Below are 20,903 nucleotides of genomic sequence, written 5' to 3' on the forward strand. Positions count from 1 at the left end.
ATGACCGAAGCCTATATCTATGACGCCCTGCGCACGCCGCGCGGCAAGGGCCGCAAGGATGGCAGCCTGCACGAGGTAACCTCGGTGCGCCTGTCCGCCCTGACCCTGAACGCGATGAAAGAGCGCAACAACCTGGAAGGCCACGCCGTCGAAGACGTGATCTGGGGAAACGTCACGCAAGTGATGGAGCAAGGCGGCTGTCTGGCGCGCTCGGCCGTTCTGGCGTCCGACCTCGACCAGTCGATCCCAGGTCTGGCGATCAACCGTTTCTGCGCCTCGGGCATGGAAGCCGTGAACTTGGCCGCTAACCAGGTGAAAGGTGGCGCGGGCGATGCCTATATTGCAGGCGGTGTCGAGATGATGGGTCGCGTGGCCATGGGCAGCGACGGTGCAGCAATCGCTGTTGACCCCTCGCTGGCGATGGAGACCTATTTCGTACCTCAGGGCATCTCGGCCGACATCATCGCGACCGAATATGGGTTTACCCGTGATGACGCGGATGCGCTGGCGGTTGAATCGCAAAGGCGTGCTGCGGAAGCATGGGCCGACAACCGGTTTGAAAAATCCGTGATCACCGTCAAGGATCAGAACGGGCTGACCATTCTGGACCGCGACGAATACATGCGCCCCAGTACCGATATGCAGAGCCTCGGCGCACTGAACCCGTCCTTCCAGATGATGGGCGAACAGATGCCGGGCTTCGACAAGGTGGCCATGTTGAAATACCCGCATCTTGAGCGCGTGAACCACATCCACCATGCCGGCAACAGCTCGGGCATCGTCGACGGAGCCGCTGCTGTTCTGATCGGCAACAAGGAATTTGGCGAGAAATACGGCCTCAAGCCGCGTGCCCGCATCAAAGCGACCGCCAAGATCGGCACAGATCCGACCATCATGCTGACTGGTCCGGTTCCGGTGACCGAGAAGATTTTGGCCGACAATGGCATGAAGATCAGCGATCTGGACCTGTTTGAAGTGAACGAGGCCTTTGCCTCGGTCGTGCTGCGTTTCCAGCAGGCATTTGATGTCGACCCTGCACTGGTCAACGTCAACGGCGGTTCGATCGCGATGGGTCACCCGCTGGGTGCCACGGGTGCGATGATCATCGGTACGCTGCTGGATGAGCTTGAGCGTCAGGACAAGGAAACCGGTCTTGCCACGCTTTGCATTGCATCCGGCATGGGTGCGGCAACCATTATCGAGCGCGTCTGATGCCCAAGCTGGATCTTTCTCAGATCCCGTTTCAGGGCGGCTCGGCCTATCCCGGCAAGCTGGCCGAAGCGACCGCAGGTCGCTTCGCGCAGCGGGTGGGCGATGCAGGCGGGCTGACCCAATACGGGGTCAACATCGTGCGGCTGGAACCGCAGGGCCTGTCCTCGCTGCGCCATTACCACATGAAGCAGGACGAGTTTGCCATCATCCTCACCGGCTCGTGCACGCTGGTCGATGATGATGGCGAGCACGAGATGCAGCCCGGCGATTGCGCTGCCTGGCCCGCAGGTGAGGCCAACGGCCATCATCTTGTGAACAAGACCGATGCGCCCATGACCTTTCTGGTGGTGGGCACACGGACCCCGACCGAAACCGGCTATTACAGCGACATGGACATGATGGTGAAGGTTGATGAGAACGGATTCTCCTTCACACGCAAGGATGGCAGCCCGCTGACGGCTGACCAGATTGGAGATGACAATGACTGATTTCACTCTGAGCAAAGACGCAGACGGCGTCGCCACGATCACCTGGGACGTGCCCGGGAAGACCATGAACGTGATGTCCTTTGATGGGCTAGCAGAATTGAGCGATTGCATCGATCAGGCGCTGGCCGACGATGAGGTGAAAGGCATCATCGTTACTTCGGGCAAGGAAGGGTCATTTGCGGGCGGCATGGATCTGAACCTGCTGGCGGTGATGAAAGAACAGGCGGGCGACAATCCGGCCAAGGGTCTGTTCGAGGGAACGATGAAAATGCACGCCCTGTTGCGCAAGATCGAACTGGCTGGCATGGACCCCAAGACCAAGAAAGGTGGCAAGCCGATTGCTACAGTTCTGCCGGGGACCGCTGCGGGCATCGGAATGGAACTGCCCCTGTCCACCCATCGTATCTTTGCGGCTGAAAACCCAAAGGCGAAGTACGGCCTGCCCGAGATCATGGTCGGCATCTTCCCCGGTGCGGGCGGCACCACCCGCATGGTCCGCAAAGTTGGCGCCATTGCCGCGGCTCCGCTGTTGCTGGAAGGCAAGATGCTGGACGTCAAGAAAGCCAAGGGCGCAGGCTATATCGACGAGATTGCAGCCGATCCAATGGCAGCAGCCAAGGAATGGGTGCTGAACGCCAAGGACGCCGATCTGGTCAAGCCATGGGACGCGAAGGGTTATAAGATGCCCGGTGGCGCCCCCTATCATCCTGCAGGCTTCATGAACTTCGTTGGCGCGTCGGCGATGGTGAACGGCAAGACCCAAGGGGCTTTCCCGGCAGCCAAGGCTCTGCTGAGCGCGGTTTACGAAGGCGCTCTGGTGGATTTCGACACCGCGCTGAAAATCGAAGCGCGCTGGTTCACGTCCGTGCTGATGAACCCTTCGTCAGGTGCGATGATCCGGTCGCTGTTCCTGAACAAGGAAGCGCTGGAAAAAGGCGCCGTGCGCCCCGCCGGTGTCCCGGATCAGTCGGTCAAGAAGATCGGTGTTCTGGGCGCGGGCATGATGGGGGCTGGTATCGCTCTGGTATCGGCGCAGGCCGGTATGGAAGTGGTTCTGATCGACCGCGACCAGGAGGCTGCGGACAAAGGCAAAGCCTATACCGATACCTATCTCGACAAAGGCATGAAGCGCGGCAAGGTCACGGCTGAGAAAAAAGAGGCCATGCTGGGTCGCATCACCGCGACGCCGGATCTGGACAACCTGAAAGGGTGTGACCTGATTATCGAAGCCGTCTTTGAAGACATGGGCGTCAAGGCTGAGATGACCAAGAAGGTCGAGGCGATTATCCCCGAGGACTGCATCTTTGCATCGAACACCTCGACCCTGCCGATCAGCGATCTGGCCAAAGCCTCGGTGCGGGCTGACCAGTTCATCGGCATCCACTTCTTCTCACCGGTCGAAAAGATGTTCCTGGTCGAGATTATCAAGGGCAAGGAAACCGGGGATCGTGCGGTGGCCAAGGCGCTGGACTATGTGCGCCAGATCCGCAAGACCCCGATCGTGGTCAACGATGCGCGTTTCTTCTACGCAAACCGCTGCATCATTCCATATATCAACGAAGGCGCGCGCATGGTCACTGAAGGCGTCAGCCCCATTTTGATCGACAATGCCGCGCGGCAGTTGGGTTTCCCGGTCGGTCCGATCCAGTTGACCGACGAAACCTCGATTGATCTGGGTGCCAAGATCGCCCGCGCGACAAAGGCGGCGATGGGCGATGCCTATCCGGAAAGCCCCTCGGACGATTTGATCTTCTGGATGGAGGAACAGGGCCGTCTGGGTCGCAAGGCGAACGCGGGTTTCTTCGACTATGACGAAAAGGGCAAGCGCGTCGAATACTGGAAGGGCCTGCAAGAGAAGTATCCGCTTGCCGATGACCAGCCTGACCTGATCGAAGTGCAGGAACGTCTGATGTTTGCTCAGGTTCTGGAAGCGGTCCGCGCACTGGAAGAAGGTGTTCTGGAAGACATCCGCGAGGGCGATGTCGGTGCAATTCTGGGCTGGGGGTTTGCCCCGTGGTCGGGTGGTCCGTTCAGCTGGCTGGACATCATCGGCACGCCCTATGCGGCCGAGCGTTGTGATCAATTGGCCGAGACATACGGCGAACGCTTTGCCTGCCCGCCGCTGCTGCGCGAGATGGCAGAAAAAGGTCAGAGCTTCTACGGTCGCTTCAACCCCGAAGCAAAAGCCGCTTAATCCAATGACGCGGGCGCATGTCATCATGCGCCCGCATCGTTCTTGTCAGTGTTTGGTTAGATCTGCCATTCGGGCCGCAGGAACAGAACCGGCGCGCTTGGGCGTCCCGGTCGACCCGGTCGCCTGACCCCAAATGGCGGGCGGATCGGAAATATCGGTTCCTGGGGAATGGGTGCAGGCAGCGCACCCAATGGGTTAGCAAGAGCCGACATATCGCCTCTGCTTATAAGCGAATGGATCAGGTCGGAGGCAACCTCTTCGGTCGCGACTTCATACCGTGTTCCCGTAGTTGCGCCGCGCATGTTGAAGCGACCGGACGGGCAATAGGCCTGCAATCCGCCTTCGACAAAGATCACCTGATCATCATCAAAGAACAAGGAAAACACTTCAAAAGACGACCCCGGTGCCTGTGACGTCAGGCGACCGGCTCCGTTCAGCAAACGCGCGGGCAACACCGAAGGTCCATCGGCCTTGGCGTTGATCCGGGACAGGTTCAGCGCCATGCCCTGTTCGGGCATCAACCAGACAGCTCGCCCGTTATATGCGGCGTGGGCAGGCACGAGGATCGGCAGGTACTCGACCCGGCGCTCATCGGCCGGAATGACCACAACGCTTATTGAGATGCGCCGAACCTCTTTAAACCCATGATCGAGGGTTCGAACCAGATCACCTACCGCGATCCGTTCGACCGGCTTCCACCCTGCAGTCGTGGCGATCCTGGTGCCGTGCAAAAACCCGCCACGGCGCGCATTTACCGCCTGTTTTTTGTTGGTTCGATCAACTTCTGGCAGCTGATCCAGATAAACAGAAATACTTGTTACTTCGGACACGTGCCTTACCCCCTTTTGGCACAAAACGGTTATGCCAATGAGCTAACACCAAAAATTCTGCCCGTCACATTTCAGACATATTTGCGCCCATTTTTGACCAATTCCGCGTAATTCCCGAGGGTTTTCGTGAACACTCCAGAAAGCTCACCGAGCATTTTTGCCATTTCTGAAACGAATGCCATTTGTCGATCCTCCGAATCCACGGCGTTTCACTGGATACGGAAATAACAAAACGGTCTGGCTTAGACGTACATACGACCCAATCGCGTCAGGCAACTTTTTGCTGGTCAGATGATCGGCTGGCGCGCCACCCCAGCAACAGACCCGCTGACGCAATCATAAGGATGCCCGAAATCTGAAAGACGCCAATGGTTTGTCCAAAGGCCACAAAAGCGAAAAGCGGGCCGAAAATCATGACAGAATACTCGAACACCGCCACATAAGACGGCTCGCCCACCTGATACGCCTTGATCAGCATGAAAACCGCGATTGTAGAACCGATAGCCTGAGTAACCAGCCACGGTATGGCAGGCCCCATATCCCAGACCCATCCACGCGTAACAAACCCCTCGGCACCGTCTGCCGTAACGACCGGCGAGATTGTCAGAAACGTGAGCCCCATCGCACCGGCCAAACCCAGCGTAATGACCATGACGGCCAGCATGGCCACAGTGCTTTCCTGAGAACAATGTGTACGTGTGAGGATCGAACTGAGGGCATAGAAAAACCCGGCCGCCACGGGCACCAACGTGCGCAGGTCAAAATCGCCGGGGTTTGGCTGAAGCACCAGAAGGATGCCAGTAAATCCAATCAGTACTGCCAGTATGCGCCACGGCCCTATTGGTTGCCTGAGCACCAGAGCGGAGATCAACAGCACAAAAATCGGTGAGGTGAACAACCCTGCCAGCGCCTGTGCAATAGGCATCATGGCAAGGGATGCAAAATAGAACAGCATTGCCGTGGTAATCAGAACGCTGCGCAAAATGACGGGACCCCACCGCACGGGCCTCAACCCGCCCAGCCCCAGAAACGACAGGCCAACTATCAGCGGCAGCATCAACAGTGCACGGGTCAGATGGAACTGCCACAGCCCGACGGTTTCGGCCAAAAGGATCACAACATTGTCGATGACGCCGATAATTGCCATGGCACTGACCATCAGGGCCGAAGCCAGCACAGCAGAAGATGAGGAATGCGCCTGCATGAAGTCGTGTCCTGATTGTGATCGTGGGCCGACAGTCTCGATCCTTTCGGGTATCCAGCACAATTCGCAATGACTGCGCAACAGGTTTGCGCCCTGCGATTTCACCATGCTAAGCTGCGGCAAAACAAATTCGAGCAGACCCACCCAGATGACGGCCCTGAAACAGTACCAGCGGATCGAAGCCACCGGTCTGTGGCGCCCCTCGCCCGATGAACAGCGGCGCGAGGTTGTGGTGTCTATCGGCGAAGCCACCCTGACCATTTCCGATTTCAATGACAGGGCACTGACCCACTGGTCGCTGGCAGCACTTGAACGCCAGAACCCCGGTTCCTTTCCGGCCATATTCAACCCGGACGGTGATCCGGATGAAACGCTTGAGCTGGCCGAATCCGAAACCACGATGCTTGAAGCGATCGACCGATTGCAGCGCGCTATAGATCGGTCCCGCCCCCACCCGGGGCGTTTGCGCTGGCTGAGTGTCGGAGGCGTCGTGGCCGCTGTGCTGGCGCTGTTGCTGTTCTGGCTGCCCGGTGCGCTGCAAAACCATGTTGTCTCGGTCGTGCCCCAAGTTAAACGGCAAGAAATCGGCGATATGATCTTGCATCGGATCGAGCGCGTCTCGGGCCGGGCCTGTACGTCGCGGGATGCTCGGGATTCACTGGAACAATTGGCCCGGCGCACCGGCGCACGGCAGATCATCATTCTGCCCGCAGGCGTTCAGGACAGCTTCAGCCTGCCTGGCGGCACAGTCCTGCTAAGCCGTGCTTTGGTAGAGGATTACGAAGACCCTGCGGTCGCAGCGGGCTATGTGATTGCTGAACGGGCGCGGACCGCGCACAAAGACCCGCTGGATGACTTGCTGGACAGAACCGGCGCAACCTCTGCCTTTAGACTGCTGACAACCGGCGGACTGACGTCCGAGATTATCGACAAATATACCGAGCAGGTCCTGTCACAGCCCCGCCCGGCCATTTCTGATGACGATTTGCTGGCGATGTTCTCGCAAAGCGCGCTTCCCTCAACCCCCTACGCCTATGCCCGTGATGTGACCGGCGAAACCGTTCTTGGCCTGATCGAAGCGGATCCAATGGCGGGAAGGGCGCTGGAACAGGTGCTGCCGGACCGCGACTGGGTCCGGCTACAGAATATTTGCGGCGAATAAACCGGGTTACTTGGTTCCGAACATCCGGTCACCGGCATCCCCCAGACCGGGCATGATGTAGCCTTTCGAGTTCAACTCGCGGTCCAGCGCTGCTGTGACGATACGCACGTCAGGGTGCGCTTCTTTCATCCGCGCGACACCTTCGGGTGCCGCCAACAGGCACAGAAAGCGAATATCCGTCGCCCCGGCCTCTTTCAGTAGGTCAATGGCCGCGGCCGAGCTGTTGCCGGTGGCCAGCATTGGATCCACCGCAATGACCAAACGGTCCTTCAGGCTTTCGGGGGCCTTGAAATAATACTGTACGGGTTTCAGCGTTTCTTCGTCGCGATACAGCCCCACGAAACCGACGCGTGCTGAAGGCACAAGTTCAAGCACCCCATCCAGCATCCCGTTTCCGGCGCGCAGGATTGACACCAGCGCCATTTTCTTACCTGCCAGAATGGGGGCGTCCATCTCTTCCATCGGCGTTTCGATATTGCGCGTGGTCAAGGGAATGTCGCGCGTGACCTCGTAGGCCAGCAGCAATGTGATTTCGCGCAACAACTGCCGGAACCCGGCGGTCGAGGTGCCCTTGTCCCGCATGAGCGTCAGCTTGTGTTGCACCAGCGGGTGATCGACGACGGTCAGATGTTCGCTCATGTGTTCTCCAGTCTTTTCTTGACCCGCGCGCGGGTGTCTTCATCGCAGAAGGCCGCATTCAGGGCCATCTCATTCAATGCCGCAAAATCCCCGGCCTCCCAACCGAAAGCCGCGTTCAACATCTCATATTCCCGCCGCATGGTCGTGTGAAAAAACGGAGGATCGTCGGTGGAAACCGTAACCTTTACGCCCGCATCGCGCAGTTTCGCGATGGGGTGGGCAGCAAAATCTGGGAAAAGGCCCAGAACCACATTCGAACCCGGACACACTTCAAGCGTGATATCCCGGTCAACCAGTTCATGAACAAGATCAAGGTCTTCGATGGCGCGGACGCCATGCCCGATACGCTCAACCCCCAGATCGCGCACAGCGTCGCGCACACTGTCCGGACCGCCAAACTCACCTGCATGCGTGGTCAGGCGCAGCCCGGCTTCGCGGGCACAATCGAAAGACCATTTAAAATCGCCCTGCGTGCCGATGGATTCGTTGCCGCCCATGCCGAAACCGGTGATCCAGTTTCCGGCGGTCTCGGCCGCACAATGGGCACTTCGCCTGGCTTGTTCTGCGCCAAAATGGCGGACACAGGTAACGACACCGCGCAAGGTGATAGCAAATTTACGCTCGGCTTCGTCTGCCGCATCCTGAATGGCGTTCAGATAATCCCGCCACGCATGCAGGTCGCCACCGCCGCAAAAATCAGGGCTGAGGAAGGTCTCGGAATAAACCACGCCATTTTCAGCGCTTTCCTCAAGAATGGCCAATGTCAGCCGCCGGAAGTCTTCGGGCGTTTTCAGAACCTCGCAAGCGGCTTCGTACACGCTCAGGAAATGCGCGAAATCACGAAAATCATACGACCCGTCCGCCTTGAAGATACCGCTCAGATCCACACGTTTTTCATGCGCAAGCTGGCGGATGAAGGCCGGAGGCGCTGCACCTTCGTGGTGAAGATGCAGTTCAATTTTGGGCAGGTCTGCAACGCTCATAAAAAGTTCCTTCCCGGCCCTTGCGCCGGAATGTTCAGATGATGGGCAATGCTGGCCGCGATATCGGCAAAATCCACTTGCCCGATCTGTCCCGCACCCTGCCCCGCAATCAGAACCGGAACCTGTTCACGGGTGTGATCTGTTCCGGTCCAGCTTGGGTCATTGCCATGATCGGCAGTCAACAGCAACAGGTCGCCCGGGTGAAGCTTCTTAAGGACTTCTCCGATCTCGCGGTCGAACCATTCCAACGCACGCGCATATCCGCTGATGTCCCGGCGATGTCCGTACAGGCTGTCGAACTCGACAAGGTTGGCGAAGGTCAGACTGCCCTCTTCCGCCTCGTCCACAAGGTCAGACAGGTGCTGCATTAGCTGGGCATCCGACCCTTTGCGCAGCGTGTTGATCCCTTGCATCGAGAAGATATCGCCGATCTTACCTACAGCATGAACCCGCCGCCCTGCATCCTGCACCCAATTGGTCAGCACCGGTGCCGGGGGCAGAATGGCGAAATCCTTGCGATTGGTCGTCCGATCAAACCCCGCCTCAGGCGTTCCAACAAAGGGGCGCGCAATGACACGCCCGACTTTCATCTGATGCAAACGCGGTGCAAGCGCGCGGCACATGTCCAGCAACCGTTCCAGCCCAAAGCTTTCCTCATGAGCCGCGATCTGAAATACACTGTCAGCGGATGTGTAGCAGATCGGCCAGCCGGTGCGCATATGCACGGCGCCCAGCTCGGCAATGATCGCTGTTCCGGACGCGTGGCAGTCGCCAAGAATGCCTTCGGTCCCGGCAGCTTCGGCTGCCGCGCGGCTCAGTTCCGTTGGAAAAGCCGGAACCGTGTTTGGAAAGTAATGCCAATCCCAGGGCACCGGCAGGCCAGCCAGTTCCCAGTGGCCTGAGGGCGTGTCCTTACCGGGCGAATGCTCACGCGCGCAGCCCCATAGTCCAGCGGGTTCGGCATCGAAGCCCGGAGTGGCCTCTCCAGACGCCAGCCGCACAGCCGCGCCCAAACCCAGCGCGTCTAGGTTGGGCAGGTGCAATGGGCCGGTGCGCCCCTCTTCTGCACGGCCTTCCGCGCAGGCTTGGGCGATATGGGCCAGCGTGTTTGCCCCGGTATCCGGGACATCACCGTTGAAAAACTGATCTGCGTCGGGTGCCCCACCTATTCCGACGGAATCCATAACCACAAGGAATGCACGGCTCATACGCTGATCCTTTCGTGGATCAGATCGGGCAGCTTTGGAACTGTATCGCTGATTGTCATTGCACTCAGCACAGTTTCCGCCGCGCGCCGTGCGGCGTCTTCCCGCGCAGCGTGGACCACGGCAATTGGTGAACCTTTGGACACACGATCCCCCAGCCTGAGGATGTTGGATATTCCTACTGCCGGATCGATCTCATCGCTTTCGACCTGGCGGCCGCCACCCAGCGCGACGACCGCAAGGCCCAGAGCCTCTCCGTTGATGGAGGAGATGTAACCGTCTTCGGAGGCAGGAACCTCCTGAATAACGCTCGCCTCAGGCAGGAAACGGGTCCAGGTATCGACAAATTTCACAGGACCACCAACCGCAGCCAACATGCGACCAAACCGTTCGGCGGCGCGACCGTCACGGATAATCTCGGCGATCTGCTCGCGCCCCTCCTCGACCGATTTGCACATGCCTGCATCGGCCAACAGGACGCCGCCCAACTCGGCAGAAATATCCACCAGAGGCGAAGCATCCGGACCGGTCAGAACCTTCATCACTTCCGCGACCTCCAGTGCATTGCCCAGCGCCGATGCCAAAGGCTGGTTCATGTCGGTGATCACCGCCGAAGTCCGGCACCCGGCCGCGTTTGCGGTCTCGGTCAATGCTGTGGCCAGCTTACGGGCATCCTCAATTGTTTTCATAAAGGCACCGCTGCCGACCTTGACGTCAAGAACCAACGCATCCGGGCTGGCCGCCAGCTTTTTGGACAGGATCGATGCTGTGATCAGATCCAGACTTTCAACCGTCGCCGTCACGTCCCGAACCGCATAAAGCCGCTTGTCCGCCGGTGCAATCTGGCCCGTCGCGCCGACGATAGCCGCGCCCGTTTCGCGCAATATCTGCGCAAGTCGGTCCTGACTGATCTGAGTGCTGACACCCGGAATCGCCTCGAGCTTGTCAAGCGTTCCACCCGTGTGCCCCAAACCCCGGCCCGAGATCATCGGAACAAACGCACCGCATTCCGCCAGCGCCGGAGCAAGCACAAGGCTGACACAGTCCCCGACCCCACCGGTCGAGTGCTTGTCGATCACCGGCCCGTCCACATCCCAACTGACAACATCGCCGCTATCGCGCATCGCAATCGTCAAGTCCGCACGCCCCTGAGGGCCCAGCCCGCCCATACAGACGGCCATGGCAAACGCCCCGGCCTGCGCATCGCTGACACTGCCGTCTGCCAACCCTTGCGCGAACCAGATCAGCTCGTCGCGGCCTGGAACTTCGTGCCTGCGCAGTTTGGCTATGATTGAACGGGCGTCCATGCGTTCAGACATCTTCCATGTGCGACGCGTCAAACGCACCCGGCAGCAAATCTCCGATGGTTGTCTCAAACTCCGCACCATCGACGGTTGCCAGAGTGACCTTTACATCGCGCTTGCCAAACTCGGCCAGCTTCTGACGGCATCCACCGCAAGGCGGCACAGGCTGAGGGCTGGAGGCAACCACGTAGACTTCGGTCAGTTCCTGCTCACCCGCGGCCACCATTGCGGCAATTGCACCTGCTTCCGCGCAGGTGCCCTCGGGATAGGCCACATTTTCGACGTTGCACCCGGAAAAGACATGACCCGAAGAAGACCGGAGCGCTGCGCCAACTTTGAAGTTCGAATATGGCGCGTAGGCGTTTTCCCGGACAGACAAGGCGGCGTCTTTCAGCGACATGGCGATTCCCCATTTTTTTGATCATCTGGTCAGAAATTTGCACGCTAACGTATTAAAGCGGGGAATTTGAAGCCCCCGACCCGTGTTTTTCGCTTAACCCAGCGTTGTGTTGAAGGTACCGGGTAAGGTGACTTCCAACAATTCGATATTGTCTGTTGGGTCGGACAGCCGTGTGCGCATCCCAGGTGGGATGACGAACGCATCCCCTTGCTCCAGCCGGTAGGGATCGCGCCCCTCTCCTTCCAGGGTGACCTCTCCGTCCATCACAAAGGTAAAGTGAATGTCGGTGTCATGGATGGCCCATTCCGGATCACCCGATCCTTTGCGCACAACCTGCACCCCAGCGACGCCCTTGGTTTTCTCGGCAATCGTGGTGTCGCGGCAGATGTAACCCGGAAGACGGAAGGGCATCCACTCGGCACCCTTGGCCTGATTATAGACAAAACGTTGCCCCTGCCATTCGCGGTCCGGGCGGATGTGCGGAGTGGGAAGTATCATGTCATGGTCGATTTCTGTGACATGCTCAGCCGGCACTCCAATCTCGATGACCTGAACATTATCAGAGGCTTCAAGAACACGGTGCCGGATTTCCGGTGGTTGAATAAAGCAGTCCCCCGCTGTCAGGCGCATTTTCTCGCCCTGATCCTCATAGACCACATCCACCCATCCATGGATGCAAAAGATCAGCTGAAACCCAACTTTGTGAAAATGCACCATGTCCGGAACCGGCCCGCCATCGGGGATGCGGATATGACTGGCGATGATCGACCCGCCCAGCCGATCCGGCACCAGATCGCGATAGTGCATCCCGGCCCGACCGATGATCCAAGGGGCCTGATCCTTGAGCCTGCGCACGACAAAGGAATGCACGGTCTCTGGCATCACCAGTGGCGGATTTCGTTCTTCAATTTCGATCCGGGTGCCATTTGGGGCCACCAGAACGCGTTCACCACCCGCGAAATCAGACGGATTATCCGTCAGAATACGCAAGGTACCAGGGCTTTCCGGTGCGTCTTTTTCAATGCGCAACCGCACGCCATGCCCCGAAAACACCGCGACGCGCGGATCGTCAGCGGGATAGATCATGTCCATCTTCATCCCCAGTTTTTTCGTGTAAAAGGGGATGTCGTCGCGAATTTCCCGCGTGGGCAGGCGAATCTCAGCGTGCGTTTTCGCCAGATCGGATGTCTTGGTCATCAGTATTCTCTTCGAATTGCAACTTTGGCCATCCGATCAGAACAGACGCCAAAATGCCAACCGAAAAGAACATCCCTGGCATTTCTTCCACAGCGAAGAACCGCATTTCAATGATCACGGATAAAGCGCCGCCGTTCAGCGCGGTGAACTCGACCAAAATCTGGGCGACAACAACTGCCCAGCATCGCTGCAACCAACATCCAACCTACTGATCCCTCGTTGGTTACCAGCCACGTCATCAGTCCTGAATGTCACGACGGCCTTGCCAGAGTGATCTTGGACGTCGCAATGTGAAAAGATGCAAAAGAACTCAGACAATACCAATCCGGATTCTGGTTGCGACATCACGGCAGAGTTACGTAGCGTAGCCAAGTTCAAATAAATAGTTTAAGGCTAAATCAAATTCTCAATGGGAGCTGAATCGCCGATGTCTGACACCCCCAGCCTGCGACAAGCTGCGCTCGAATATCATGAATTCCCCAAACCCGGAAAGCTTGAGATCAAGGCCACCAAACCGATGGCCAACGGTCGCGATCTGGCCCGCGCCTATTCGCCCGGCGTGGCGGAGGCCAGCCTTGAAATCAAGGCCGATGCAGCCAATGCCGAGCGGTACACCGCGCGCGGTAACCTTGTTGCTGTGGTGTCAAACGGCACCGCCGTGCTCGGCCTGGGGAATATCGGGGCACTCGCCTCGAAGCCGGTCATGGAAGGCAAGGCTGTTCTGTTCAAAAAGTTCGCGGGCATCGACTGTTTTGATATCGAGGTAGATCAGCCCGATCCCGAAAAGCTGGCGGATATCGTCTGTGCCCTTGAACCGACATTTGGCGCCATTAACCTTGAAGACATCAAGGCCCCCGATTGCTTTATCGTCGAAAAGCTCTGCCGTGAACGTATGAACATCCCGGTTTTCCATGATGACCAGCACGGAACTGCCATTGTGGTCGGGGCTGCGGCCAAGAATGCGCTACATGTGGCCGGAAAGTCTTTTGAGGACATCAAGGTCGTGTCAACCGGTGGCGGGGCCGCCGGGATCGCGTGCCTGACCATGCTGGTCAAGCTGGGCGTGAAACGTGAAAACATTTGGCTGTGCGACATTCACGGGCTTGTCTACGAAGGACGGGCCGAGGACATGAACCCGCACAAGTCACAGTTCGAGCAGAAGTCGGACTTGCGGACGCTGGACGATGTGATCGGTGGGGCTGACCTGTTTTTAGGTCTCAGCGGACCAAATGTTCTGAAGCCTGATATGGTCCGGAAAATGGCAAGCCGCCCGATCATCTTCGCCCTGGCCAACCCGACGCCGGAAATCCTGCCAGAGGACGCGCGCGCAGTGGCACCAGACGCAATCATCGCCACGGGTCGCAGCGATTTTCCCAATCAAGTCAACAACGTGTTGTGTTTTCCGTTTATCTTCAGGGGTGCATTGGACGTCGGCGCGACCGAGATCAACGACGCGATGCAGATTGCCTGCGTGGATGGTATCGCTGAGATGGCGCGCGCAACCACAAGCGCCGAAGCCGCGGCTGCCTATAAGGGCGAGCAACTGACCTTTGGCCCGGATTACCTGATCCCAAAACCATTTGACCCGCGTCTTGTGGGCGTGGTGTCATCGGCGGTCGCCAAAGCCGCCATGGAAAGCGGTGTTGCAAAACGCCCTATCGACGACTTTGACGCCTATAAGGAAAAGCTCAACCAGACTGTCTTCAAATCTGCCCTTCTGATGCGTCCTGTGTTCGAGGCTGCGGCCGTCGCATCCCGTCGCATCGTTTTTGCCGAAGGTGAAGATGAAAGGGTTCTGAGAGCCGCGCAGGCCATTCTCGAAGAGACGACGGAAACGCCAATTCTGATCGGGCGACCCGATGTGATCGAAACCCGGTGTGAAAAGCTGGGGCTGACCATTCGTCCGGGCAAGGACTGTCAGATCGTTAACCCGGAGAACGACCCGCGCTACTACGATTATTGGACTTCCTACCACCAGATTATGCAGCGCCGTGGGGTGACGCCGGATCTGGCCAAGGCGATTATGCGCACCAACACAACAGCCATCGGTGCGATCATGGTGCATCGTGGCGAAGCGGACAGCATGATCTGCGGCACGTTCGGCGAATATCGCTGGCATCTGAACTATGTTGAGCAGGTGCTTGACGAGGGCAACCTGCGCCCGCATGGTGCCTTGTCCCTGATGATCCTGGAAGATGGCCCCCTGTTCATCGCCGACACGCATGTCCGGCAATTGCCGTCGCCGGAAGAACTGGCAGAAACCACCATTGGTGCTGCGCGACATGTTCGCCGGTTCGGGATCGAGCCCAAGATCGCCTTCTGTTCGCAATCGCAATTTGGCAATCAGGCTGAAGGATCAGGCAAACGGCTGCGGGCGGCGCTGGAAATCCTTGATCGGCAGCCGCGCGATTTTGTCTACGAAGGCGAAATGAACGTAGATGCGGCTTTGGATGCAGACCTGCGGGCGCGCATCTTCCCGGCGTCGCGATTGGAGGGAGCGGCCAACGTTCTGATATTCGCCCACGCAGATGCGGCCAGCGGCGTGCGCAATATTCTGAAGATGAAGGCGGACGGGATTGAAGTTGGCCCGATCCTGATGGGAATGGGCAACAAGGCCCATATTGTTACTCCATCCATCACCGCGCGCGGTCTGCTGAACATGGCGGCGATTGCAGGAACACCCGTGGCGCATTACGGTTAACCTGGGGCGGCCTGGCTGGCGCCCCTGTCAACAGGGGGGAAGCGCATGAAAGGACATTGCCACTGCAACGCCGTGCATTGGGAAAGCGATGCCCAAGCCGCATGGAGCTGTTATTGCCACTGTTCAGATTGCAGGCGAAACTGCGCCGCGCCGGTCACGGCTTTTTTCGGACTGCCGCATGAAGCAGTCAGATGGCTGGGTCAGGCACCAAAGATCTATCGTTCATCTGAAGGGGTCGAACGTCTTTTTTGTGGCAATTGCGGAACCCAGATGGCCTATCGCACAGCGCGCGATAGGGTGAACATACATCTTTACACCGCAACGCTGGACGAACCGGAAACCCTGCCACCACAGTTTCACGTGTTCCACGCCGATCACCTGCCCTGGCTGAACCTTCAGGACAAGCTGCCACGTTACGCCAAAACGGCTGGTTGAGATGATTCCCGGAGGAGCCCAAGATTTGCATGTAAAAGTTTGCAACTTTGCAAATCTTCGCACTGCGGCGATGAAAACTCTGCTACACCTGCGATTTTGCAAAAATTTGCAAGTCATATTCCGCTGATCTGCAAATTTTTTGCGATAAACTGACGCGTCGTCATGCGTCGCGCTTGCCCGGATGTTTTCTGCAACCTAACACAATGTCCAGGCCGTTGTGAGGAGGACGAGATGGCGTATCAGGACGTTTATGACAGCTGGAAGACTGACCCCGAAGCGTTCTGGATGAACGCCGCAAAAGGGATCGATTGGGTCAAGGCCCCCAGCAAGGCACTGTTCGACGACAATGCGCCCTTGTACGAATGGTTCAGCGACGCGCGGGTCAATACCTGTTGGAATGCCGTAGACCGTCATGTGGAAAACGGGCGCGGTGAACAAACCGCCATCATCTATGACAGCCCCATCACCCACACCAAGCGCGAGATATCCTATGTTGAGCTTCGCAACCGCGTGGCCACTCTGGCCGGCGCGCTTCGCGCAAAGGGTGTCGAGAAAGGTGACCGTGTCATTATCTACATGCCGATGATCCCCGAAGCGCTTGAGGCAATGCTGGCCTGTGCCCGCCTCGGCGCCGTGCATTCAGTTGTGTTCGGCGGGTTTGCCAGCAACGAACTGGCTGTGCGCATCGACGACGCCAAACCCAAAGCAATCATCGCCGCGTCCTGCGGGATGGAGCCGGGCCGCGTGGTTCATTATAAGCCCCTGCTTGACGGCGCGATCGACCTGGCTAACCACAAGCCTGATTTTTGTGTGATCTTCCAGCGGGAACAGGAAGTCGCTCAGTTGATTGAAGGGCGCGACTTCAACTGGCATGGCTTCCAATACGGTGTCGAACCGGCTGAATGCGTACCGGTCGATGGCAATGACCCGGCTTATATCCTGTACACCTCTGGCACTACGGGTGCACCCAAAGGGGTCGTGCGCCCCACTGCCGGACACCTTGTGGCACTGAACTGGACGATGAAGAATATCTATAACGTCGATCCGGGTGACGTATTCTGGGCAGCCTCCGACGTGGGCTGGGTCGTGGGACACTCCTATATCTGCTACGCGCCCCTGATCCATGGAAACACCACAATTGTGTTCGAGGGCAAGCCAGTCGGCACCCCGGACGCGGGCACCTTCTGGCGCGTGATCTCGGAACATAAGGTCAAAAGCTTCTTCACCGCACCTACAGCCATCCGCGCCGTCAAACGAGAAGACCCAAAAGGCGAATTGATCGCCAAATACGATCTGTCTCATCTACAGGCCCTCTATCTGGCAGGCGAACGGGCTGACCCTGACACAATTATCTGGGCACAAAACGCGCTGAAGGTTCCGGTGATCGACCATTGGTGGCAAACCGAAACCGGCTGGGCCATTGCCGGAAACCCGCTGGGTATCGAAGAGCTTCCGGTCAAGCTGGGCTCGCCCGCAAAACCGATGCCGGGTTATGACGTGCAAATTCTGGATGAAGGCGGTCACCCGATGAAGGCCGGTGAACTGGGTGCCATCGCGGTTAAACTGCCCTTGCCCCCAGGCACCTTGCCAACACTGTGGAATGCCGAAGCACGGTTCAAGAAATCTTATCTTGAACACTTCCCCGGATATTACGAAACCGGCGATGCCGGGATGATTGACGAAGACGGGTACCTCTACATAATGGCGCGCACCGATGACGTCATCAACGTAGCGGGCCATCGCCTGTCGACGGGTGGGATGGAAGAAGTGTTGGCCGCCCACCCCGATGTGGCAGAATGCGCGGTAATCGGTGTTTCGGACCAACTGAAGGGGCAGATGCCGGTCGGCTTCCTGTGCCTGAATGCTGGTGCCACACGGGATCATGGCGATGTGGTTCAGGAAGTCGTCAAAATGGTTCGGGAAAAGATCGGGCCGGTGGCCGCCTTCAAACTGGCTGTTGTTGTCGACAGGTTACCCAAGACCCGTTCCGGTAAGATCCTGCGCGGCACGATGGTGTCGATTGCAGACAGTCAAGATTACAAAATGCCTGCAACAATTGACGATCCTGCCATCCTTGATGAGATCAAGGTGGCGTTGCAGACAATTGGTTACGCAAAGTAACCATCGGGCGGCATCGGCCGCCCATACCATGTCCGCCCTTGCAACCTGAATCTGGGCCCCTACTGTCGCTGTAAGACAGTGAGGGCCCATGACACATACCAATATCTGGCGTCTCAGCGCCACAGAGCTGACCACCCTGACCCGACGCGGCGATCTGAGTGCAACCGAGGCGGTTCAGGCCTCGATTGATCGCATGGACGCGGTGAACCCCGCGCTGAACGCAGTCGTCGAAGATTTGCGCACCGAGGCCCTGGAACGCGCGCAGTCGCTAGATGCTGCACGGGAGCGTGGTCAGCCGACCGGCCCGCTGCATGGAGTTCCGGTAACAATCAAGGTGAATGTCGATCAAAAAGGCCACGCGACCACCAACGGTGTCATTGCGCTGAAGGATGTGATTGCACCGGATGACGCGCCGGTGGTCAGCAACTTGCAAAAAGCGGGGGCCATTGTGATCGGGCGAACGAATACGCCCGAGTTTTCCTTCAGGGCCGACACCGACAACCCCCTGCATGGGCGCACGTTCAACCCGTGGGGACGGCACATTTCACCCGGGGGATCATCCGGTGGCGCTGCTGCCGCCGTGATGGCGGGTGTCGGTGCTCTGGCCCATGGCAACGATATTGGCGGCAGCCTGCGCTTTCCGGCTGCCGCCATCGGTGCCGTGACGGTCAAACCGGGGTTGGGACGCGTTCCCGCGTGGAACCCAAGTCAGAAGGCCGAACGCGGATTGCTGGCGCAGTCAATGTCGGTTCAGGGCCTGATCACCCGGTCGGCTGCGGATCTGCACCTGTCCATGCCCAGCCTGATCGCCACCGATGCGCGGGACCCATTCCACGTTCCAATGCCCTGGCACGGCGAGAGTTTTGACCAGCCGATCAAGGTGGCATTCACCAAGAACACCTTCGGCTATGCTCTGCACCCCGAGGTCGAAAAAGCCCTCGACACTGCGCGCGATGCGCTGGTCGATGCAGGGTACATCGTTGAAGAGGTCGATCCGCCCGATGTCTTTGAATGTGGCCGGATCGGGTATCGGACCTTGATGGGCGAAGTGCTGACCCTGATGAAATCTGACATTGAAGCCGCTGGTTCCAGAACCATCCGCGACATCTTTGACGTCTACTTTCAGGAGTTCCCGCCCATCGTTGAAACAGAATTGGTTCGGATGCTGGCCAAGCGCAGCCATTATGCACGCGAATGGTCCCTGTTTATGCAGGACTACCCGCTGGTTTTGTCCCCTTTCCTGCCACAGCCATTTTTCAAACCTGACCGGGACACCGAAGGCGCGGAAGGCGTGCATGATGTTTTGGGATGCGCTGTCTATTCCTATGCGATGAACTTTCTAGGACTGCCAGCAGCTTGCGTTCCATCGCGGCTGGCCAATCTTCCCAAAGGGCCTCAACCTATCAACGTACAGATCGCGGCACAGCGCTGGCGCGAGGATCTGGCCGTGGATGCCGCCGCCGCGATAGAAGCCCGCGTGGGACAGATGTGTTTGCCGCTTTGGGATCATATGTAGCAAAAATAGACCCCGGGTCATTGTGCCCGGGGTCCAGCTGCTAAAATAAGCCCGGATTTCTGATGACGAGCGTAGCACCACCCACCCTCGCCAGCGCAAAATCTGCGCAACCATTCGAAAACACCGTTCAGGTGGCCACTCACTCCCACCTTGGCGCGTTCTCCGGGCAAGTTCACATTAGCCAATCGTTAAGGGAATTCCTGTGAACTGCTTCACACAGGCGTGAGAAAAATTTGGGGAATCCTAATTTTATGTGAATTGTTCGGATATTAGGCGTTCTTCCAACCCATGGCCGGGATCGAAAAGGATACGGTGCGCAATGGCTGGTTCCGACCTGATCTCGACCCAGTCTATATCCGGGAAAGAAACGGAATCGGCGGCCGCGATGACCGGGCGCTTGTCAGCTTCGACCACATCGAACCTGACTTTCGCCATTTTCGGCAATAAGGCACCGCGCCACCGCCGTGGGCGAAACGCCGCGATGGGTGTCAGGGCCAGAACGTCAGCGCCAATCGGAACAATCGGCCCATGCGCGGAATAGTTGTAGGCGGTCGATCCCGCAGGCGTGGCAAGCAACGCCCCGTCACAGACCAGTTCGGCCATGCGCACCCGACCGTCTACGCTGATCTTGAGCCTTGCTGCCTGAGGACCGGCACGCAGCAATGACACTTCGTTGATCGCCAGCGCCTCGTGCAGTTTTCCAGATTGATCCATCGCCTGCATGGCCAACGGGTTGATAACCTCTTCCTCGGCATCCTCCAGCCGCGCCATCAGGTCGTCTTCGTGATACTCATTCATCAGAAAGCCGATCGTGCCGCGATTCATCCCGTAGACCGGAGTATCAAGATGCTGCATGTTGTGCAGGGTGTGCAACATGAAGCCGTCCCCACCTAATGCAACCACAATATCTGCGTCCCGAGGTGCCACGTTACCATGTTTGGCCACCAGGATGTCGCGCGCCGTTTGCGCCACTTTGACCTCACTGGCGAGAAAGGCGATTCTCTTTTTCATGTTTTGTGGTTTCCGGTGTTGCACATTTGGTTCCGAAACAAACATACCTTTCCCCAATAGGCCAGTCTTGACGCCGCAGCAGGCCAAATCGTCGCTTTAAGCCTTTTGCGAAAGTGGCGTTTCCGATAGGAAATCCGCAAGATTTTACCCAGCCATGTGGAGCGCCAATGAACGCCAATCTTCGTGACACCGGATTTTTCACCCAGTCCTTGTCGGACCGCGATCCTGAGCTTTTTGGCTCGATCCGGTCTGAGCTGGGTCGTCAGCGCGACGAGATCGAGCTGATTGCGTCCGAGAACAT

18 protein-coding genes and 1 pseudogene are annotated in these 20,903 nt (G+C 58.2%); 9 read left to right on the forward strand and 10 right to left on the reverse strand.

Annotation, left to right across the window (positions count from 1 at the left end; translation table 11 throughout):
* Genes ACR0BK_RS04425 through ACR0BK_RS04435 form a run of 3 tightly spaced genes read left to right on the forward strand, consistent with a single transcriptional unit; the run spans nucleotide 1 to nucleotide 3,894 of the window.
* Nucleotides 1–1,212, forward strand: coding sequence for an acetyl-CoA C-acetyltransferase (locus tag ACR0BK_RS04425; RefSeq protein WP_480553868.1), 1,212 nt, complete (start codon nucleotides 1–3; stop codon nucleotides 1,210–1,212).
* Complete coding sequence (locus ACR0BK_RS04430; RefSeq protein ID WP_480492872.1) at nucleotides 1,212–1,700, forward strand: cupin domain-containing protein; 489 nt, start codon at nucleotides 1,212–1,214, stop codon at nucleotides 1,698–1,700. The genes ACR0BK_RS04425 and ACR0BK_RS04430 overlap by 1 nt, the downstream gene beginning before the upstream one ends.
* Nucleotides 1,693–3,894: a 3-hydroxyacyl-CoA dehydrogenase NAD-binding domain-containing protein gene (locus ACR0BK_RS04435; protein WP_480553869.1), complete on the forward strand. Its 2,202-nt coding sequence runs from the start codon at nucleotides 1,693–1,695 to the stop codon at nucleotides 3,892–3,894. Before ACR0BK_RS04430 ends, ACR0BK_RS04435 begins: the two co-directional genes overlap by 8 nt.
* A 56-nt stretch (nucleotides 3,895–3,950) precedes the next feature.
* Here the strand turns inward: ACR0BK_RS04435 and ACR0BK_RS04440 are convergent, their stop codons facing one another.
* Both ACR0BK_RS04440 and ACR0BK_RS04445 read right to left on the reverse strand, forming a co-directional pair.
* Nucleotides 3,951–4,724, reverse strand: coding sequence for a Hint domain-containing protein (locus tag ACR0BK_RS04440; protein ID WP_480553870.1), 774 nt, complete (start codon nucleotides 4,722–4,724; stop codon nucleotides 3,951–3,953).
* Between the two features lie 268 nt (nucleotides 4,725–4,992).
* Complete coding sequence (locus ACR0BK_RS04445) at nucleotides 4,993–5,928, reverse strand: DMT family transporter (protein WP_480473545.1); 936 nt, start codon at nucleotides 5,926–5,928, stop codon at nucleotides 4,993–4,995.
* Nucleotides 5,929–6,076: 148 nt separating this feature from the next.
* On the opposite strand from ACR0BK_RS04445, the gene ACR0BK_RS04450 reads away from it, so the two are divergent.
* A complete protein-coding gene (locus ACR0BK_RS04450; protein ID WP_480553871.1) occupies nucleotides 6,077–7,090 on the forward strand; it encodes a hypothetical protein in 1,014 nt (337 codons plus the stop codon).
* A 6-nt stretch (nucleotides 7,091–7,096) separates the two neighbouring features.
* Here ACR0BK_RS04450 and upp read toward each other — a convergent pair whose 3' ends face one another.
* From upp to ACR0BK_RS04485, 7 genes are all read right to left on the reverse strand, one after another.
* Entirely contained in the window at nucleotides 7,097–7,729 is a 633-nt protein-coding gene (upp, locus tag ACR0BK_RS04455; protein WP_480473547.1) for a uracil phosphoribosyltransferase, read from the reverse strand.
* The gene (locus ACR0BK_RS04460) at nucleotides 7,726–8,712 is read right to left on the reverse strand and encodes an adenosine deaminase (RefSeq protein ID WP_480553872.1); all 987 of its coding nucleotides are present in this window, start codon (nucleotides 8,710–8,712) and stop codon (nucleotides 7,726–7,728) included. The genes upp and ACR0BK_RS04460 overlap by 4 nt, the downstream gene beginning before the upstream one ends.
* Nucleotides 8,709–9,920, reverse strand: coding sequence for a phosphopentomutase (locus ACR0BK_RS04465; protein WP_480553873.1), 1,212 nt, complete (start codon nucleotides 9,918–9,920; stop codon nucleotides 8,709–8,711). The genes ACR0BK_RS04460 and ACR0BK_RS04465 overlap by 4 nt, the downstream gene beginning before the upstream one ends.
* Nucleotides 9,917–11,224 (reverse strand): thymidine phosphorylase, encoded by a 1,308-nt coding sequence (locus ACR0BK_RS04470; protein WP_480553895.1) that lies wholly within the window; start codon nucleotides 11,222–11,224, stop codon nucleotides 9,917–9,919. The genes ACR0BK_RS04465 and ACR0BK_RS04470 overlap by 4 nt, the downstream gene beginning before the upstream one ends.
* 4 nt (nucleotides 11,225–11,228) lie before the next feature.
* Complete coding sequence (locus ACR0BK_RS04475; RefSeq protein WP_267365809.1) at nucleotides 11,229–11,621, reverse strand: cytidine deaminase; 393 nt, start codon at nucleotides 11,619–11,621, stop codon at nucleotides 11,229–11,231.
* Between the two features lie 93 nt (nucleotides 11,622–11,714).
* Nucleotides 11,715–12,818 carry a cupin domain-containing protein gene (locus tag ACR0BK_RS04480; protein WP_480553874.1) on the reverse strand — a complete coding sequence of 368 codons (1,104 nt, stop codon included), beginning with the start codon at nucleotides 12,816–12,818 and terminating at the stop codon, nucleotides 11,715–11,717.
* Nucleotides 12,781–12,975 (reverse strand): hypothetical protein, encoded by a 195-nt coding sequence (locus tag ACR0BK_RS04485; protein ID WP_480553875.1) that lies wholly within the window; start codon nucleotides 12,973–12,975, stop codon nucleotides 12,781–12,783. The genes ACR0BK_RS04480 and ACR0BK_RS04485 overlap by 38 nt, the downstream gene beginning before the upstream one ends.
* A gap of 270 nt (nucleotides 12,976–13,245) precedes the next feature.
* On the opposite strand from ACR0BK_RS04485, the gene ACR0BK_RS04490 reads away from it, so the two are divergent.
* The 4 genes from ACR0BK_RS04490 to ACR0BK_RS04505 all read left to right on the forward strand — a co-directional run bounded on the left by ACR0BK_RS04490 (nucleotide 13,246) and on the right by ACR0BK_RS04505 (nucleotide 19,591).
* Nucleotides 13,246–15,519, forward strand: coding sequence for an NADP-dependent malic enzyme (locus ACR0BK_RS04490; RefSeq protein ID WP_480504506.1), 2,274 nt, complete (start codon nucleotides 13,246–13,248; stop codon nucleotides 15,517–15,519).
* A gap of 45 nt (nucleotides 15,520–15,564) precedes the next feature.
* On the forward strand, nucleotides 15,565–15,954 hold the full coding sequence (locus ACR0BK_RS04495; RefSeq protein ID WP_480504505.1) for a GFA family protein: 390 nt from the start codon (nucleotides 15,565–15,567) through the stop codon (nucleotides 15,952–15,954).
* Between the two features lie 231 nt (nucleotides 15,955–16,185).
* On the forward strand, nucleotides 16,186–18,075 hold the full coding sequence (gene prpE / locus ACR0BK_RS04500; protein WP_480473554.1) for a propionate-CoA ligase PrpE: 1,890 nt from the start codon (nucleotides 16,186–16,188) through the stop codon (nucleotides 18,073–18,075).
* A gap of 88 nt (nucleotides 18,076–18,163) precedes the next feature.
* Nucleotides 18,164–19,591 (forward strand): amidase family protein, encoded by a 1,428-nt coding sequence (locus tag ACR0BK_RS04505; protein WP_480473555.1) that lies wholly within the window; start codon nucleotides 18,164–18,166, stop codon nucleotides 19,589–19,591.
* A gap of 249 nt (nucleotides 19,592–19,840) precedes the next feature.
* Here the strand turns inward: ACR0BK_RS04505 and ACR0BK_RS04510 are convergent, their stop codons facing one another.
* Nucleotides 19,841–20,647 (reverse strand): NAD kinase, encoded by an 807-nt coding sequence (locus tag ACR0BK_RS04510; RefSeq protein ID WP_480553876.1) that lies wholly within the window; start codon nucleotides 20,645–20,647, stop codon nucleotides 19,841–19,843.
* Nucleotides 20,648–20,769: 122 nt separating this feature from the next.
* Here ACR0BK_RS04510 and glyA point away from each other — a divergent pair.
* A pseudogene (glyA, locus tag ACR0BK_RS04515) lies at nucleotides 20,770–20,903 on the forward strand (serine hydroxymethyltransferase); the annotation flags it as partial.

Source organism: Ruegeria sp. AF1, from assembly GCF_056542125.1.

Bases quoted from the DNA above. Each gene is read 5' to 3' on its own strand.
- ACR0BK_RS04460 (WP_480553872.1), bottom strand. From the start codon at position 8,712: ATGAGCGTTGCAGACCTGCCCAAAATTGAACTGCATCTTCACCACGAA.
- ACR0BK_RS04445 (WP_480473545.1), bottom strand. From the start codon at position 5,928: ATGCAGGCGCATTCCTCATCTTCTGCTGTGCTGGCTTCGGCCCTGATG.
- ACR0BK_RS04465 (WP_480553873.1), bottom strand. From the start codon at position 9,920: ATGAGCCGTGCATTCCTTGTGGTTATGGATTCCGTCGGAATAGGTGGG.
- ACR0BK_RS04435 (WP_480553869.1), top strand. From the start codon at position 1,693: ATGACTGATTTCACTCTGAGCAAAGACGCAGACGGCGTCGCCACGATC.
- ACR0BK_RS04495 (WP_480504505.1), top strand. From the start codon at position 15,565: ATGAAAGGACATTGCCACTGCAACGCCGTGCATTGGGAAAGCGATGCC.
- ACR0BK_RS04450 (WP_480553871.1), top strand. From the start codon at position 6,077: ATGACGGCCCTGAAACAGTACCAGCGGATCGAAGCCACCGGTCTGTGG.
- ACR0BK_RS04470 (WP_480553895.1), bottom strand. From the start codon at position 11,224: ATGGACGCCCGTTCAATCATAGCCAAACTGCGCAGGCACGAAGTTCCA.
- ACR0BK_RS04475 (WP_267365809.1), bottom strand. From the start codon at position 11,621: ATGTCGCTGAAAGACGCCGCCTTGTCTGTCCGGGAAAACGCCTACGCG.
- ACR0BK_RS04510 (WP_480553876.1), bottom strand. From the start codon at position 20,647: ATGTTTGTTTCGGAACCAAATGTGCAACACCGGAAACCACAAAACATG.
- ACR0BK_RS04430 (WP_480492872.1), top strand. From the start codon at position 1,212: ATGCCCAAGCTGGATCTTTCTCAGATCCCGTTTCAGGGCGGCTCGGCC.
- ACR0BK_RS04505 (WP_480473555.1), top strand. From the start codon at position 18,164: ATGACACATACCAATATCTGGCGTCTCAGCGCCACAGAGCTGACCACC.
- upp (WP_480473547.1), bottom strand. From the start codon at position 7,729: ATGAGCGAACATCTGACCGTCGTCGATCACCCGCTGGTGCAACACAAG.
- prpE (WP_480473554.1), top strand. From the start codon at position 16,186: ATGGCGTATCAGGACGTTTATGACAGCTGGAAGACTGACCCCGAAGCG.
- ACR0BK_RS04490 (WP_480504506.1), top strand. From the start codon at position 13,246: ATGTCTGACACCCCCAGCCTGCGACAAGCTGCGCTCGAATATCATGAA.
- ACR0BK_RS04480 (WP_480553874.1), bottom strand. From the start codon at position 12,818: ATGACCAAGACATCCGATCTGGCGAAAACGCACGCTGAGATTCGCCTG.
- ACR0BK_RS04425 (WP_480553868.1), top strand. From the start codon at position 1: ATGACCGAAGCCTATATCTATGACGCCCTGCGCACGCCGCGCGGCAAG.